The organism is Nocardiopsis oceani, assembly GCF_054777395.1.
Map to the genome: position 1 here is coordinate 45,643 of NZ_BAAHAR010000052.1, position 13,778 is coordinate 59,420.

The 13,778-nt window shown below is 70.7% G+C and carries 11 protein-coding genes; 4 read left to right on the forward strand and 7 right to left on the reverse strand.

What is annotated here, in order from left to right; all coding sequences use genetic code 11:
- Positions 1 to 343 precede the first annotated feature (343 nt).
- Entirely contained in the window at positions 344 to 3,223 is a 2,880-nt protein-coding gene (locus tag ACYVDG_RS27255; RefSeq protein WP_460759998.1) for a penicillin-binding transpeptidase domain-containing protein, read from the forward strand.
- Between the two features lie 76 nt (positions 3,224 to 3,299).
- Here the strand turns inward: ACYVDG_RS27255 and ACYVDG_RS27260 are convergent, their stop codons facing one another.
- Positions 3,300 to 4,256 (reverse strand): helix-turn-helix transcriptional regulator, encoded by a 957-nt coding sequence (locus tag ACYVDG_RS27260; protein WP_460760002.1) that lies wholly within the window; start codon positions 4,254 to 4,256, stop codon positions 3,300 to 3,302.
- A 61-nt stretch (positions 4,257 to 4,317) separates the two neighbouring features.
- Between ACYVDG_RS27260 and ACYVDG_RS27265 the strand changes: the two genes are divergently transcribed.
- On the forward strand, positions 4,318 to 5,439 hold the full coding sequence (locus ACYVDG_RS27265) for an epoxide hydrolase family protein (RefSeq protein ID WP_460760005.1): 1,122 nt from the start codon (positions 4,318 to 4,320) through the stop codon (positions 5,437 to 5,439).
- 127 nt (positions 5,440 to 5,566) lie between these two features.
- Here ACYVDG_RS27265 and ACYVDG_RS27270 read toward each other — a convergent pair whose 3' ends face one another.
- The 6 genes from ACYVDG_RS27270 to ACYVDG_RS27295 form a co-directional block, all read right to left on the reverse strand.
- Entirely contained in the window at positions 5,567 to 5,905 is a 339-nt protein-coding gene (locus ACYVDG_RS27270; RefSeq protein WP_460760008.1) for a DUF3040 domain-containing protein, read from the reverse strand.
- 275 nt (positions 5,906 to 6,180) lie between these two features.
- Positions 6,181 to 7,296, reverse strand: coding sequence for an ABC transporter ATP-binding protein (locus ACYVDG_RS27275; RefSeq protein ID WP_460760013.1), 1,116 nt, complete (start codon positions 7,294 to 7,296; stop codon positions 6,181 to 6,183).
- Positions 7,296 to 8,135 (reverse strand): ABC transporter permease, encoded by an 840-nt coding sequence (locus ACYVDG_RS27280; RefSeq protein ID WP_460760017.1) that lies wholly within the window; start codon positions 8,133 to 8,135, stop codon positions 7,296 to 7,298. The genes ACYVDG_RS27275 and ACYVDG_RS27280 overlap by 1 nt, the downstream gene beginning before the upstream one ends.
- Positions 8,132 to 8,986 carry a molybdate ABC transporter substrate-binding protein gene (modA, locus tag ACYVDG_RS27285; protein ID WP_460760021.1) on the reverse strand — a complete coding sequence of 285 codons (855 nt, stop codon included), beginning with the start codon at positions 8,984 to 8,986 and terminating at the stop codon, positions 8,132 to 8,134. Before modA ends, ACYVDG_RS27280 begins: the two co-directional genes overlap by 4 nt.
- Positions 8,979 to 9,380, reverse strand: coding sequence for a TOBE domain-containing protein (locus tag ACYVDG_RS27290; RefSeq protein WP_460760028.1), 402 nt, complete (start codon positions 9,378 to 9,380; stop codon positions 8,979 to 8,981). Before ACYVDG_RS27290 ends, modA begins: the two co-directional genes overlap by 8 nt.
- A 165-nt stretch (positions 9,381 to 9,545) precedes the next feature.
- Complete coding sequence (locus ACYVDG_RS27295; RefSeq protein WP_460760033.1) at positions 9,546 to 11,177, reverse strand: glycoside hydrolase family 10 protein; 1,632 nt, start codon at positions 11,175 to 11,177, stop codon at positions 9,546 to 9,548.
- A gap of 592 nt (positions 11,178 to 11,769) precedes the next feature.
- On the opposite strand from ACYVDG_RS27295, the gene ACYVDG_RS27300 reads away from it, so the two are divergent.
- Positions 11,770 to 13,083, forward strand: a complete 1,314-nt coding sequence (locus tag ACYVDG_RS27300; RefSeq protein WP_460760039.1) for an isochorismate synthase — start codon at positions 11,770 to 11,772, stop codon at positions 13,081 to 13,083.
- Between the two features lie 122 nt (positions 13,084 to 13,205).
- Complete coding sequence (locus tag ACYVDG_RS27305) at positions 13,206 to 13,655, forward strand: GNAT family N-acetyltransferase (protein ID WP_460760081.1); 450 nt, start codon at positions 13,206 to 13,208, stop codon at positions 13,653 to 13,655.
- The last annotated feature ends 123 nt before the right edge of the window (positions 13,656 to 13,778 follow it).

A 13,778-nucleotide genomic window follows, 5' to 3' on the forward strand; every position in this document is an offset into this window, starting at 1 on the left:
CGGGACCGGCTTTTCGTTGTACCCGAACGATGTCGCCCCTCACCGTGAGATTGCACATGCGGCTGTCTCAGGGTTCGTGGAACAACTCCGCGGCCCGATGGGTTAGAGTCTTTGTTGGTCGGTGTGGTAGCAAGTGTCCCCCGGGCCTCACCTATAGCCTTCGCGGAATACCGCGTCCGGCACCCACCTCTCGGGGTGGGCGGACCGGACGGCCAGGAGCCCCGTTGTGCCCCGCGCCGAGAGGCGACCGCCACGCCGACCATCATCCTCATGCCCCGCTCCCACCGAGGTGGGGGTGGGGCATCGTGGTATCTCCAGGAAACGCAACGAAGGACGGTCAGGCGTGGACGAACGGTCCCCCCGGCAGCCGGATTCCTCCGGGCCGCCCGAAGATTCGGACGGTACAGAGGCGCGTCAGTCGCGTCCGGAGAATCCCTACCGCATTCCTCAGCGGCCACCCGGGGCTCGCCCCACGGAAACCGGAGACTTCGGCTTCGAACACCCGCGCCCCGCGGACCCCGTCGCCCCGTCCCCGTCCGGTCCCAGCACCCCCGCAGAGCCCTGGGACCCCCGCCAGGGACAGCACGAGACCACCGCTGCCGCCAGCACTCCCGATGAGGGCCGCGGCGGTTCCGACGGCTCGCGGGGACGCTGGGACGACCCCGCCTCGCCCGCGCCCGTCGGCGAGGCATGGGACGCCTCCGCGCGCGAACCCGCCTGGGGACAGCCCGCCGAGCCCGAGCCGGCGTCCTGGGAAACCCCGGATCCCGAACCTGCAGCCTCCCCGGCGGACTGGCACACCCCCGCCGAGCCGTACACGGCGCAGGAGAGCTGGAGCGCACCCGCCGAACCGCAGACCCCGGACGGAGGCTGGAACACTCCCTCCAAGCCGCAGGCCTCCCAGCAGCACTGGGGTGGTCCGCCGGAGCGCCACGACTCCCACCAGGGCTGGAACGACGCCGGGGCCGCTCCGCAGCAGGCCTGGAGCCATCCGGAGCAGTCCGAGCACCCCGAGACGCCGTGGCCCGTGGTCGGGCACGGCCCCGACCAGGGGTGGGGCGCACCGACGGAGGGCTCGTACGAGCCCCCGCGTGACTGGAACACCCCTGCAGAGCCACCCGGTGGTCCCTCGGCCGTCCACGAAAGCTGGCACAACCCCGGGACCGGTCCGCAACAGTCCTGGGACCAGCCGTCCGGACACGGACAGGAGGGTGCCGGAACCCAGCCGCAGACGTGGGAGACCCCGTACGGGGGCCAGCCCGCCTACCAGGGCGACACTCCCTACCCGGGCACACCGCTCGCCCCCAACGGGCCGCAGGAGGGAGAGGACCGCAGCGACAGCTTCGAGTTCCTCTACAGCGGCGCGGTCGGCCCGAGCGGCCCCCAGGGTTACGGCGGGCCGCAGGGCTACGGCGGGCCTGAAGGCTATGGCGGCCACGGCAACACCGACGGCTACGACAGCTACCACGGACACGGCGGCTACGGCGGCCCTGGAGGTCCCGGCGGCCCGGACGACCCGTACGGCGACGACTACGACCCGGGACCGCCACCGCCCCGCAAGAAGTCCCGTCGCGGGCTGGTCATCGGCGTGGTCGCGGCCGTGGTCGTGCTGGCCCTGGTCGGGGGCGCCGCGGGGTGGTACGTCTACACGCTGCCCCAGCCCGAAGAGACGACGGCGGAGTTCCAGGCCGCCTGGGAGGAGCAGGACTACGCGCGCCTGGCGGAAGTCACCACCGGTGACGACGCGGAGGCGATCCTCAGCGGGATCGACAGCGGCCTGGGTGTCGACGCCGTCGACGTCGAGGTCGGGTCCCCTAACACGGACGGCGGTACCGGTACCGCCTCCTACGAGGTGACCGTGTCGCTGACCAACGCCGACAACTGGGGTTGGGAGGGCGAGCTGCCGCTGCTGCGCGAAGACGGAGAGTGGTGGGTCGACTTCTCCCCCGAGGTCGCCTACCCGGGCTTGGGTGAGGGCGAGGTCCTGGCCCGTACCGCGGTGTGGGGCGAGCGCGGTCAGATCCTGGCCGCCGACGGCACCCGCATCGACGGCCCGGACGCGTCCGGTTCCATGCAGATGATCGCCGGTTCACTGGGCGAGGCCGACGAGGACGACGTCGAGCGCCTGGGCCCGGCGTACAGCGTCGGTGACACCATCGGCACGAGCGGACTCCAGCGCACCCACGAGGAGCACCTGGCCGGTGAGGCCGCGACCACCATCGTGATGGCGGACGCAGCCGAGGCCGAGGACCCCGCGACGCTGGAGGCCACCGAGGACAACACGATCGCGACGCTGGACGGCTCGGACGGTGAGGACATCACCACGAGCATCGACATGGGCGTGCAGAGCGCGGCGGCCAACGCCATCATCGACGCCGACGACCCAACTGGAATGGTGGCGATGCGCCCCTCCACCGGGGAGATCCTGGCCGCGGTGAACGTGCCCGGCGGGTTCAACCGGGCTTTCGAGGGTCAGTACGCGCCCGGTTCGTCCTTCAAGATCGTCACCTACAGCTCTCTGTTGGACAACGGGATGTCGGTGGACACCACCATGGACTGCCCGGAAGAGTACGAGCTGGGCGGCTGGCCGTTCCGCAACGCGAACAACGCCGAGTACGGCGAGCAGTCGGTGACCGAGGCGTTCGCGACCTCCTGCAACACCGCCCTCGTGCACGAGGTCGGTGAGTACCTGACCCCGGAGACCCTCCAGGCCAGCGCGGAGCAGTTCGGTATGAACGCGCCGATGGACATCGGTGTGACTGCCCAGGAGCCGGCCTTCCCGCCGGTGGACAGCACCACCATGATGGGTTCGCAGGGTATCGGCCAGGGCCAGATCCTCACCTCGCCGCTCCACATGGCGACGGTGCCCGCCGCGATCGCCGACGGTTCCTGGCGGCACCCGATGCTGGTCACCGAGCCCGCCCAGGAGGATGTCCCCGAGCCCACGCCCATCGGCAACGCCGAAGCGATCCAACCCATGATGCGTGCGGTGATCACCGAGGGCACGGCCGAGGACATCGACTTCGAGGGTGAGGTCTTCGGCAAGACCGGCACCGCCGAGTTCGGTACCGAAGAGGACGCCAACGATGACGACGAGCTGCCCAGCCACGCGTGGATGGTCGGCTACAAGGGCGACGTCGCGTTCGCCCTGGTGGTCGAAGGCGGGGGCGGCGGATCAGCCGTCGCCGGACCTCTGGCCGCCGAGTTCACCAACGCGCTCTAGCCGCCCCTGAGCGAAATGGCCCTGTCCCGGTTCTGCCCGGACAGGGTCATTTCTCGTTCCGGTCAGTTCGTGCCGGTCAGACGGTGGCGCGCCGGTAGCGCTCGGACAACTCCCGCAAGTGCTCCACGACCTCAGCCGGACCGTCGAGGGTGAAGTCCAGACCCAGCATGCCCAGGTACACCGCGATGGTCCGAGGCGAGTCGGCTCCGGTATCCAGCACACAGGTGCAGGTGTCGAGGGGGCGGACCGTGCCCACCGCCGGAGTGATCCGGCGCTCCACCTCTTCTGCGGAGGCGTGCACGGTGACGCTGGCGCGGTAGCGCCAGGCGGCTGAGGAGGCTCCGCGCGAGACCCGGGCGGTGACGTCCTCGGGGACCTGTCTGGGCGTGAAGACCGCTCCCGGCGTCCGGGAGGGGGCCATCCGGTCGACCCGGAACGTGCGCCAGTCATCGCGGGCGCGGTCCCAGGCGAACAGGTACCAGCGGCGCCCCCAGTTGACGAGCTGGTACGGCTCGACCTGTCGTCGGCTCGGCTCACCGCCATGAGCGCTGTATTCGAAGCGCAGAAGCCGCCTATCCCGGCAGGCCCCGGCGATCAGGACGAGTGTGTCGGCGCTGACGGACGGACCGGGGGCGTCGCTGGGCACCGGGACGGTATGGGTCCGCAGTGCGTTGACCCTGCGCCGCGACCGGGAGGGCAGGACCTGTTCGAGCTTGGCGAGTACGCGCAGGGCGGTCTCGCCGACCCCGGCTAGAGCGCCCTCCGAAGCGGTACGCAGCCCCAGAGCCACGGCGACGGCCTCCTCGTCGTCGAGGATCAGCGGCGGCATGACCGCGCCGGAGCCGAGCCGGTAGCCGCCTTGGGCGCCCCGGGTGGCGTGCACAGGGTAACCGAGCCGACGCAACCGCTCGATGTCGGTACGCACCGTCCGGCGGCTGACGCCCAGGCGTTCGGACAGTTCACCGCCGTTCCAGTCACGCGGGGTCTGCAGCAGGGAGAGCAGTCTGAGCAGGCGTGCCGAAGTCTCCAACATGGTCCGATTCTGCCCTCTAATGAGGAAGGAAGTCTGCCTAATACGTTCCTATGTTGGAGGTATGACGAACAGCGAGAAGATCCAGCCCTTCACCGTCGATGTCCCCCAATCCGATTTGGACGACCTCCGCAACCGCCTGGAACGCACCCGCTTCGCCGAAGAACTGCCCGCCGCGGGGTCCTCGTACGGAGTTCCCGTGGACCCGGTCCACGATCTGGTCTCCCACTGGCTGACCGGTTTCGACTGGCGGGCCAAGGAGGCGGAACTGAACGCCGTTCCGCAGTTCACGACGGAGATCGACGGCCAGAACGTCCACTTCCTGCACGTTCGCTCCCCCGAGCCAGGAGCGACCCCGTTACTGCTCACGCACGGCTGGCCCGCCACCCCGGCTGAGTTCCTCCCCGTGGTGGGGCCGCTCACCGACCCCGGCGCACACGGTGGAGACGCTTCGGACGCCTTCCACCTGGTGGTCCCGTCCCTGCCTGGCTTCGGTTTCTCCGGGCCGACGCGTGAGCGCGGATGGACCCGCTTCCGGGTGGCCCGTGCGTGGATCGAACTGATGGACCGGCTCGGATACGCGCGCTTCGGGGTCGGCGGCAACGACGTGGGGGCCATGGTCTCCCCAGAGGTCGGCCGGTTCGCGCCCGATCGCGTGCTCGGGGTACACGTGACCCAGGTGTTCGCGTTCCCCTCCGGTGACCCGGAGGAATTCGCCTCGCTGTCGCCCGAGGACTTGGGCGCGGTCCAGTACATGCAGGAGTTCATGGAGACCAAGGGCGCCTTCAACGTGCTGCAGTCCAGCGCTCCGCAGACCCTGGCCCACGCTCTGGCCGACTCACCGGCAGGCCAGCTCGCCTGGAGTCTGCAACTCATGGAGGGGTTGGACCGTGACGAGATCCTCACCCACGTCGCGACCTATTGGCTGACCAACACCGCCGCCTCTTCCGCGCGCTCCTATTACGAGGACGCACACACCGAGGAGTCCTATACCGAACCCACGACCGCGCCCCTGGGGCACGCGGGCTTCGCGGGCGACTTCCGCTCCGTGCGGGCCTTCGCGGAGCGCGACCACAGTGCCATCACGTCCTGGAACACCTACGACCGGGGCGGGCACTTCTCCGCAAGCGGTGCCCCTGACCTGCTCGTCGACGATATCCGGGCCTTCTTCCGCGGGCTCCACTGACCGCCGGAGTCGATGAGCACGACGTTCGCCGGGGCCTTCCTACACTCGGCCCCGGCGGTCACAGATGCCGGCCACCAGCGCGGTGAAACCGGAAAACGCCGACCCCGGGGACGTGCAGCCCGGTCGGCTATCCGACCGGATCGGCCGGCGCCGGCGGCCCCTCCACGGAGTCGCCTTCCGGTTCCGGGCCCGGGACACTGTTCTCCGAAGTCTCGGTGGGGCTCGGGTTCTCCGGCTGGGGTGCGCTCGGAGTGAAGACGAACAGCATCACCAGAAGGCTCGCCGTGATCGCGGCTATCAGGCCGCAGGCGACCCACGGTTTCCAGCTCCGCAGTCCGGGATCGGCCGGGGCATCGGGGTCTTCGCTACCGAAGGCCTCCAGACGTCCGGCAAGCTCCGGGGCATCCTCGCTGAGCTGTCGCTCGATCTCCGCGAGGATTCTCCGCTCATGCTCTCGCAGTGACATGGCACCCTCCTCAACCGCCGGGGGAAGGACTGTCGTCGCCGGGTGCTCTACAGTCTCCCCCAGGTGACCCCCGGATATCCAAGGGTCAACCGGATTTCCGTCCCGGTTTTTTGCGGATCGCCCCACGATGAAACGACTGTTCCGTTATGCGAGAGTCGAGGGTCACACGGAGGCGGGACCCGGGTCCCGTCCCTGCCCCCCAGACGTCCCTCCTCGGACCTCAGGGAGCACCTCCCGGCCCGTGTCCCCCATGGCCCCCGGGGACCACCGCGGACTCATCCCGGGTAGCACTCGACCTCGGAGGCCTTGACCCCCGCCCACACCGTGTCGCCGCGGGCCAGACCGAGTTCGGCCAGGGCCGCCGGCGTGATGTCCGCCGCCAAGGGCAGCGGACCGGTCAGGTGCACGCGGACCTGGTCGCCGAAGCGCTCGATCCCGTCGACGGTCAGGCGCCACACGTTGCGGGTACTGCCGTGCGGGTGCTCCGGGTAGAGGGCCACCGCACGCGGCGGGAAGGCCACCAGGGCCGACCCCTCGTGGGCTTCACGCACCGCCACGCGGACGGGTCCGCCGTGCTCCGCGTCCTGGAGGAGCACGGACGCCCCCTCGCCCGCGCCTTGGAAGAGGTTCAACCCCACCAGCCGGGCCACGTAGGCGGTGCGGGGGCGCCGGGCCACCTCCGCGGGCGCACCCCGCTGCACCACCCTGCCGGACTCGATCACCGCGATGCGGTCGGCCAGCACCATGGCGTCCAGGGGGTCGTGGGTGACCAGGACCGTCACCCCGTCGAACCCCTCCAGCAAGTGGCGCAGACGGGTCCGGACGTCGATGCGGGTGCTGGCGTCGAGCGCCGCCATCGGTTCGTCCAACAGCAGCATCCGGGGCCGCACCGCCAAGGCGCGGGCCAGGGCGACCCGCTGGGCCTGGCCGCCGGAGAGCTGTCGGGGACGGCTGTGGGCGTGTTCCCCCAAGTCCATGTGGTCCAGCAGCGCGGCGGCTCGAGCGCGTGCCTCGCTCTTTGACGCCCCTTGGCAGCGCGGGCCGAAAGCCACGTTGTCCAGGGCGCTCATGTGCTCGAAGAGCAGGTAGTCCTGGAAGACCATGGCGATCGGGCGGCGCTCGACCGCCGTGGTGGTCTCGTCGGCGCCGTCCACGACCACGTGCCCCTCGGTGAGGGGGATCAGCCCGGCCAGGGCGCGCAGGGCCGAGGACTTGCCCGCGCCGTTGGGGCCCAGCAGGGCGAGGATCTCCCCCGGCGCGGCTTCCAGGGACACGTCGAGCGTGAAGTCGCCGCGACGCAGGCGCAGCGCGGCGTCGAGCGCGGGGGCCGGGGCCTCCACAGGCGGCGGGGAGGGCTCTCGGGGCTCGGTGGCCCGGTTGGCCGGTGCCATCAGGCGTTCACCCACCTCTCGCGCAGGGTGGCCAGGACCACCAGGGACACCAGGAGCAGCACCAGGCTCAGCACGATGGCAGCCTCGGGGTCGCGTTGCATGGCCATGTACACCGCCAGCGGCATGGTCTGGGTGGTGCCGGGGAAGTTTCCGGCGAAGGTGATGGTCGCACCGAACTCGCCTAGGGCGCGCGCCCAGCACAGCACGGCGCCCGCCCCGATGCCCGGCAGGACCATGGGCAGGGTCACGCGGGTGAAGATGGTGACGCGGTTCGCGCCGAGGGTCGCGGCGGCCTCCTCGAAGCGCCGGTCGGCGCCGCGCAGAGCGCCCTCGACGCTGATCACCAGGAAGGGCATGGCCACGAACACCTGGGCGATGACCACCGCCGCCGGGGTGAAGGGCAGGGTCAGCCCGAACCAGGCGTCCAGGTACTGGCCGAGCAGCCCGTTGCGGCCCAGCACCATCAGCAGGGCCACACCGCCCACGACCGGCGGGATCACCAACGGGACGGTGACCAGCGCGCGGATGAAGCGGCGGCCGGGGAACTCGGTGCGGGCCAGCAGCCAGGCCAGCGGCACACCGAAGAGCAGGGAGACGACCGTGGCGACGGTGGCGGTGGACAGGGACAGCCACAGGGCGGCCAGCACGTCCGGGTCGGCGATACGGGCGCCCATGGTGGACCAGGGGGCCCGGACGAGCATCCCGGCGAACGGCAGGACCAGGAAGAGGACGCCCACCACCGCGGGAACGAAGAGGATCCAGGGAATCCGCCCGGACCGGGCGCGCGGGGCTCGGCTGCCCGGAGCGCGTCCGGCCCGGCGGGGTGTCACGGTGGTCACGGGGTGCCGAACCCCGCGTCCTCCAGGATCGCGGCACCGGTGTCCGAGGTGACCTCCTCCACCCAGGCCGCGGCCAGTTCGCTGTCGGCGCTGCCGGCGAGCACACCGACCGGGTAGTCGTTGACCGCCTCTTGCGCCTCGGGGAACTCCAGGCCCTCGACCGCGCCGCCGGCGGAGATGACGTCGGTCTCGTAGACGAGTCCGGCGTCGACCTCGCCGAGCTCCACCTTGGTGAGGACGGCGCGGACGTCCTCCTCCATGGTGACCGGGGTGATGTCCACGCCGGAGGCCTCCATGGCCTCCTCAGTGCCCGCACCGCAGGGGACCTCCTCGGCGCAGAAGGCCACTTGGACGTCGTCCCCGGCCAGGTCGTCGAAGGTCTCGATCCCGGCCGGGTTCTCCTGCGGAACGGCGATCTGGAGGGTGTTGGTGACGAAGACCAGGCCCTCCTCGCTGTGCTCGGCCGCCCAGTCCTCGTCCAGGCCCTCGCCGTCGAGGACCTGCTCCATGGTGGGGACGCTGGCGGCGGCGAACACGTCCGCGGGGGCGCCGGAGTTGATCTGCTGGGCCAGCTCGCTGCTGCCCGCGAAGTTGAACGTGACCTCGACCTCGGGGTGCTGCTGCTCGAAGTCCTCAGCGATGTCGGCGAAGACGTCAGTGAGGGAGGCGGCGGCGAAGACGTTGAGCTCGCCGCTGAACGCCTCGCCGTTCTCCGCCGCACCGCCGTCGTCGGCCCCGGTGTCCTCGCCGGCGCAGGCGGTCAGAGCGAGGGAGACGGCGGCGAGCGCGGCGGGCAGCCCCACGGCCGACCGCCGACCGAAGCGCGGGCTGCTGGGGGTGGTCTCACGCATGGTGCTCTCCGGTGGTCTCGATGATGACGTTGGTGGACTTGACGACCGCGGTGGCCACGGTCCCGACCTCCAGGCCGAGCTCGTCGGCGGCCTCGCGGCTCATCAGCGAGACCACCCGGTGGGGGCCGGCCTGGATCTCGACGCTGGCCATGACCCGGTCTCGGACCACGTTGGTGACCAGTCCCTGGAAGCGGTTGCGGGCGGAGGAGGATCGGAGGCCGGGGTCCTCTTCGGAGCCCGAGCGCATGAACGCTGCCAGTTCGGCCCCGTCGAGCTGACGGCGGCCCGAGGGGTCCCGGGTCGCGGGCAGCCGACCGGAGTCGACCCAGCGGCGGACGGTGTCGGCACTGACCCCGAGCAGGTCGGCGGCCTCACTGATCTGGAAGGTCGGCATAGGGAGAACCTACTATGCGCATATGCGAGTGGATTACGTGTTTTTCCCTAGCAAACCACAACGAGATTCCGGTTTCTTTGGCGATTATGCCAGACGGGAACACGAAACCGGGCCCGCCCCCGTGCTGGGAGCGGGCCCGTTCAACAGGCTGCGGGACGGTCCCGGTCAGCTGCGGGTGTCCGCGATCTCGCTGACCGGCCCCTCGGCCCGGTAGTCGTCCAGGGCGGTGACCACGTAACCGGCGCCGTCCTCCAGGGGCTCGGTGTCGGTCAACTGCGTCTCGCCGGACATGCCGACCAGGTTCTCCGGAGCCAACGCGGCGCAGTAGGCCTCGTCGTCACCGGCTTCCAGGGCCTCGGCAGCGTCGGCGGGCAGGCGGTAGACCGCGTAGAAGCGGGCGTCCTCGATGGCCTGCCACTCGACCTGGACCTCGCCGTCGCCGACGACGGCGTCGACGTCGGTGGGCGCGCCGACCTGCGGCCCCTCGTCCTCCGGCGAGTCGATCACCGGGGGCAGGGCGGGCTGGGCGTAGTGGCCGTCGAGCAGGTGGTCGACGGCGCCTCCGTTCTCCCGCATGTCCTTGATGGAGAAGTAGATGTCCCCGGAGACCTGGTCGAGCTCGCCCGAGTAGTCGATCTGGGTGCTCAGCGAGTCGTCGCCGGTCCAGCCGTCCTCCCCGAGGCGGTAGGCGGCCTGGCCCACGTACAGGTCGACGTCGGTGCCCTCGACCTCGTCGGCCCACCAGTCGGTCATGGCCTCGTAGTCGGCCGTGTCGAAGCCCCGCTCCCAGTACAGCTGGGGAGCGACGTAGTCGATGGTGCCCTCTTCGATCCAGGTCAGGGTGTCGGCGTACTGGTCGTCGTAGGACTGCAGGCCCGAACTCGGCGAGCCGGCGGGGTCGTTGGAGTCGTTGCGCCAGATACCGAACGGGGAGACACCGAAGCTCACCCAGGGCTTGGTCTCCTGGATCTGTCCGTGCACGTCGCGCATGAGCTGGTCGACGTTGTCCCGGCGCCAGTCCTCACGGTTGTCGAAGTCGCCGCCGTGCGCCTCCCAGGTGGCGTCGTCGTCGAAGGTCGCGCCGTCCTGCGGGTACGGGTAGAAGAAGTCGTCGAAGTGCATGCCGTCGATGTCGTAGCGCTCGACGACGTCCATGATGACGGAGGTCACCCACTCGCGGACCTCGGGGTTGCCGGGGTCGACGTAGGCCTCGGTCCCGAAGTCGACCAGCCACTCGGGGTTCTCCTTGACCGGGTGGTCGTCGGCGAGGTTCTCGATGTCCGGGTCCTGCAGGCCCACGCGGTACGGGTTGAACCAGGCGTGCATCTCCAGACCGCGCTTGTGCGCTTCCTCGACCGCGTACTCCAGCGGGTCGTATCCGGGGTCGCCGCCCTGCTCACCGGTGAGGTAGCGGGCCCAGGGCTCCATGTCGGACTCGTACACGGCGTCGGCGGTGGGCCGGGCGTGCAGGAAGACGGAGTTCAAGCCCATCTCTACGGATTCGTCGAGGTACTCGTCGAGTTCGGCCTTCTGCTCCTCCTCGGACAGGCCCGGCTCGGAGGGCCAGTCAATGTTACGGACGGTGGTGAGCCAGGCGCCGCGCATCTCGCGCTTGTCACCGTCGGCCTCGCAGAGCGCGGGGGCCGCCAGTCCCTCGCCACCGGATCCGGGGGCGTCGGCCGAGGAGTCGCCACCGTTGGTGGAGCACCCGGCCAGAAGCACTGTGGTCGCGGCGGCGATCGCCGCCCACCGCACCTTGGCGCGCGGCGTGGTCACGGCCCGTGCCATCGAACGCATCTACACATCTCCTCTGAGCAGTTCGCGCACCGCCGTCCCCGTGGCGCCACGCCGCGACCCAGAGTAGAGGAAGATGTCAATATTCGGACACAATTCGGCTAATCTGTGGATAAGGTCGCATCCTCTGGCTCACGGGAATGTTTTTGCAGGTCAACGAAGCACCGCACCGGAGGGGCTTCAGGAACGCCTACACCCTCCCCACGGTAAAGAGTCCCCACCGCTCCACGACAGCCCCGCCGAAGCACGCTCAGGAACCGGGCGGGCCAGGTGCCACCCGACCTGCGACGGACCCGGACACCACGCCCCGATCGACGTCCTAGGGCGTGTTCGGTGGGTGCTGCCCGTCGCGAGCGGCGGGGGTACTGCGCCGTAGGCGTCCGTTGAGGGTGGTGGCGGGCGACGGGTGGGCGGTGCTGGCACAAGGCCGAAGAAGGAGTTCGCCTACTGTGCGCCGCCTCGCAAGCTCGGCAGCATCGCACAGCGGGGGCCCGCCCGGGTTTGGCTGTCGGCTGAGAGATGCGCAGTGACAGTGCCGCTGGGGCGACGCGCAGCAGGGTAAGTGTCCGCCCGATACGCCCTAGACTCGACTCCTGTGAACGCCGCCCCAAGCACGCAGACCACGGGCCCGCACGACCCCGGCCAGCCGAGACTGTTCGTCCGCACCGTCACCCTGCGCGATCGCGCAGACAGCCTCGTCCGGCGCCTGCCCGACGTCTCCTCCCTGGCCTGGCTGAACGGTGACGACGGCATCGTGGGCTGGGGCGAGGCCGCGCGTTTCGACCCGGTGCCCCAACCGGAGGGGACCCCGCCCACCGACACCGTTCGGTTCGAGGCGGCCGCCCGCTGGTTCGGCGACCTGCTGGAGCACGCGGACGTCCAGGACGAGGTCGGGCTGCCCGGCACCGGTCTGGTCACCTTCGGCACGTTCACCTTCGCGCCCACCTCGCACGGCTCCGCGCTGATCGTGCCCCGCGTGGCCGTGGGCCGCCGCGGCGGCCGCACCTGGCTGACCACCGTCACCGAGGAGCCCGGCGCCCACCCCGAGGATCTGCTGCGCCCCGCCTCCGCGCCCCGCCCGATCGGCCCTTTGGAGTGGCACCCCGGTTCACTGACCCGGGACGCATGGATGGAGGCCGTGGCCGGAACCGTCCGGCGCATCCGCTCCGGTGCTTTGGAGAAGGCCGTGCTGGCGCGCGACGCGGTCGCCGACACCCGCTCCCCCATCGACGTGCGCGTCCTGCTGGAGCGGCTGAGCGCCGGCTTTCCCGACTGCTTCACCTTCTCCGTCGACGGCATGGTCGGAGCCACCCCTGAGCTGCTGCTGCGGCAGGAGGGGGACCAGCTCACCTCCTTGGTGCTGGCCGGGACCCGCCCCCGCGGTGAGGACCCCGGAGCCGACCACCAGCTGGGCCAGGAGATGCTGTCCTCGGCCAAGGACGTCGAAGAGCACGGGCTGGCGGTGGACTCGCTGCGCACCGCGCTGGGACCGCTCACCGAAGAACTCGCCGTCCCCGCCTGGCCGCACCTGCTCAAGCTCGCCAACGTCCAACACCTGGCCACCCGCGCGCACGCCCGCCTCTCCCCCGGTGTGTCCGCGCTGGACGCCGTGGCCGCCCTCCACCCCACGGCCGCCGTGGGCGGAACACCCACTGAAGCGGCGATGCGGCTGATCGCCGAGGTCGAGGGCATGGACCGGGGCGGATACGCCGGTCCGGTCGGCTGGCTGGACGGCGCGGGCAACGCCGAGTGGGGTATCGCGCTGCGGTGCGCCCGCGTCGACGGCGCACGCGCACGGCTGTTCGCCGGGTGCGGGATCGTCGCGGGCTCGGAGCCCGCCTCCGAGGCGGCCGAGGCGGAGTCCAAGTTCCGAGTGATGCGCGAGGCCCTCACCGACCCCGGGGCCTGAGGACTCCAAGGGGCTTGAGGGTCACCAAGGGCCTGAAGGTTCCCCAGAGCTTGAGAGCCCCTGTTCACGCCGGTGAAACACCGGTGCGGCATGGTCGTGGGATGCGTATCGAGCAGCCCGCCATCAACGTCGACCTCGTCCCTTGGGACGACCCTGCGGCCACCGAACTGCGAGACGGACAGCGGCGGGAGATCGCCGAACGCTACGGCACCCCCGACTCCGAACCGGGCACCCCGCCCTCCGCCGGTGACATCGCGGTGTTCGCGGTAGTGCGCGACGCCGACGGGGTGGCCGTGGGCTGCGGCGGCCTGCGCGACCTGGGCGACGGGTTCGGAGAGGTCAAGCGCATGTACGTACGGCCGGAGAGCCGCGGTTCGGGTGCGGCCGCGGCGCTGCTGCACACGCTGGAGGAGTGGGCGCGCGGGCGCGGCTGGAAGTGCCTGCGGCTGGAGACCGGCGACCGCCAGCCGGACGCGGTGCGCTTCTACACGAGGTCCGGCTACGCGCCCATCCCCGCCTTCGGCGCCTACGCGGACGAGCCCAGCTCCCTCTGTTTCGAGCGGGTTCTCTAGATGAGTGAGTCCGATGTGTAAGCAGGTAGCGGACACAGCGAAGGGTGCCGCAGAGTCTTGGTGTGAAACGAGACCTGGACACCCTTCTGACCGCACTCTACGTCTTCTGCGACGACCACGTCG

Bases quoted from the DNA above. Each gene is read 5' to 3' on its own strand.
- ACYVDG_RS27260 (WP_460760002.1), bottom strand. From the start codon at position 4,256: ATGTTGGAGACTTCGGCACGCCTGCTCAGACTGCTCTCCCTGCTGCAG.
- ACYVDG_RS27265 (WP_460760005.1), top strand. From the start codon at position 4,318: ATGACGAACAGCGAGAAGATCCAGCCCTTCACCGTCGATGTCCCCCAA.
- ACYVDG_RS27270 (WP_460760008.1), bottom strand. From the start codon at position 5,905: ATGTCACTGCGAGAGCATGAGCGGAGAATCCTCGCGGAGATCGAGCGA.
- ACYVDG_RS27275 (WP_460760013.1), bottom strand. From the start codon at position 7,296: ATGGCACCGGCCAACCGGGCCACCGAGCCCCGAGAGCCCTCCCCGCCG.
- modA (WP_460760021.1), bottom strand. From the start codon at position 8,986: ATGCGTGAGACCACCCCCAGCAGCCCGCGCTTCGGTCGGCGGTCGGCC.
- ACYVDG_RS27290 (WP_460760028.1), bottom strand. From the start codon at position 9,380: ATGCCGACCTTCCAGATCAGTGAGGCCGCCGACCTGCTCGGGGTCAGT.
- ACYVDG_RS27295 (WP_460760033.1), bottom strand. From the start codon at position 11,177: ATGCGTTCGATGGCACGGGCCGTGACCACGCCGCGCGCCAAGGTGCGG.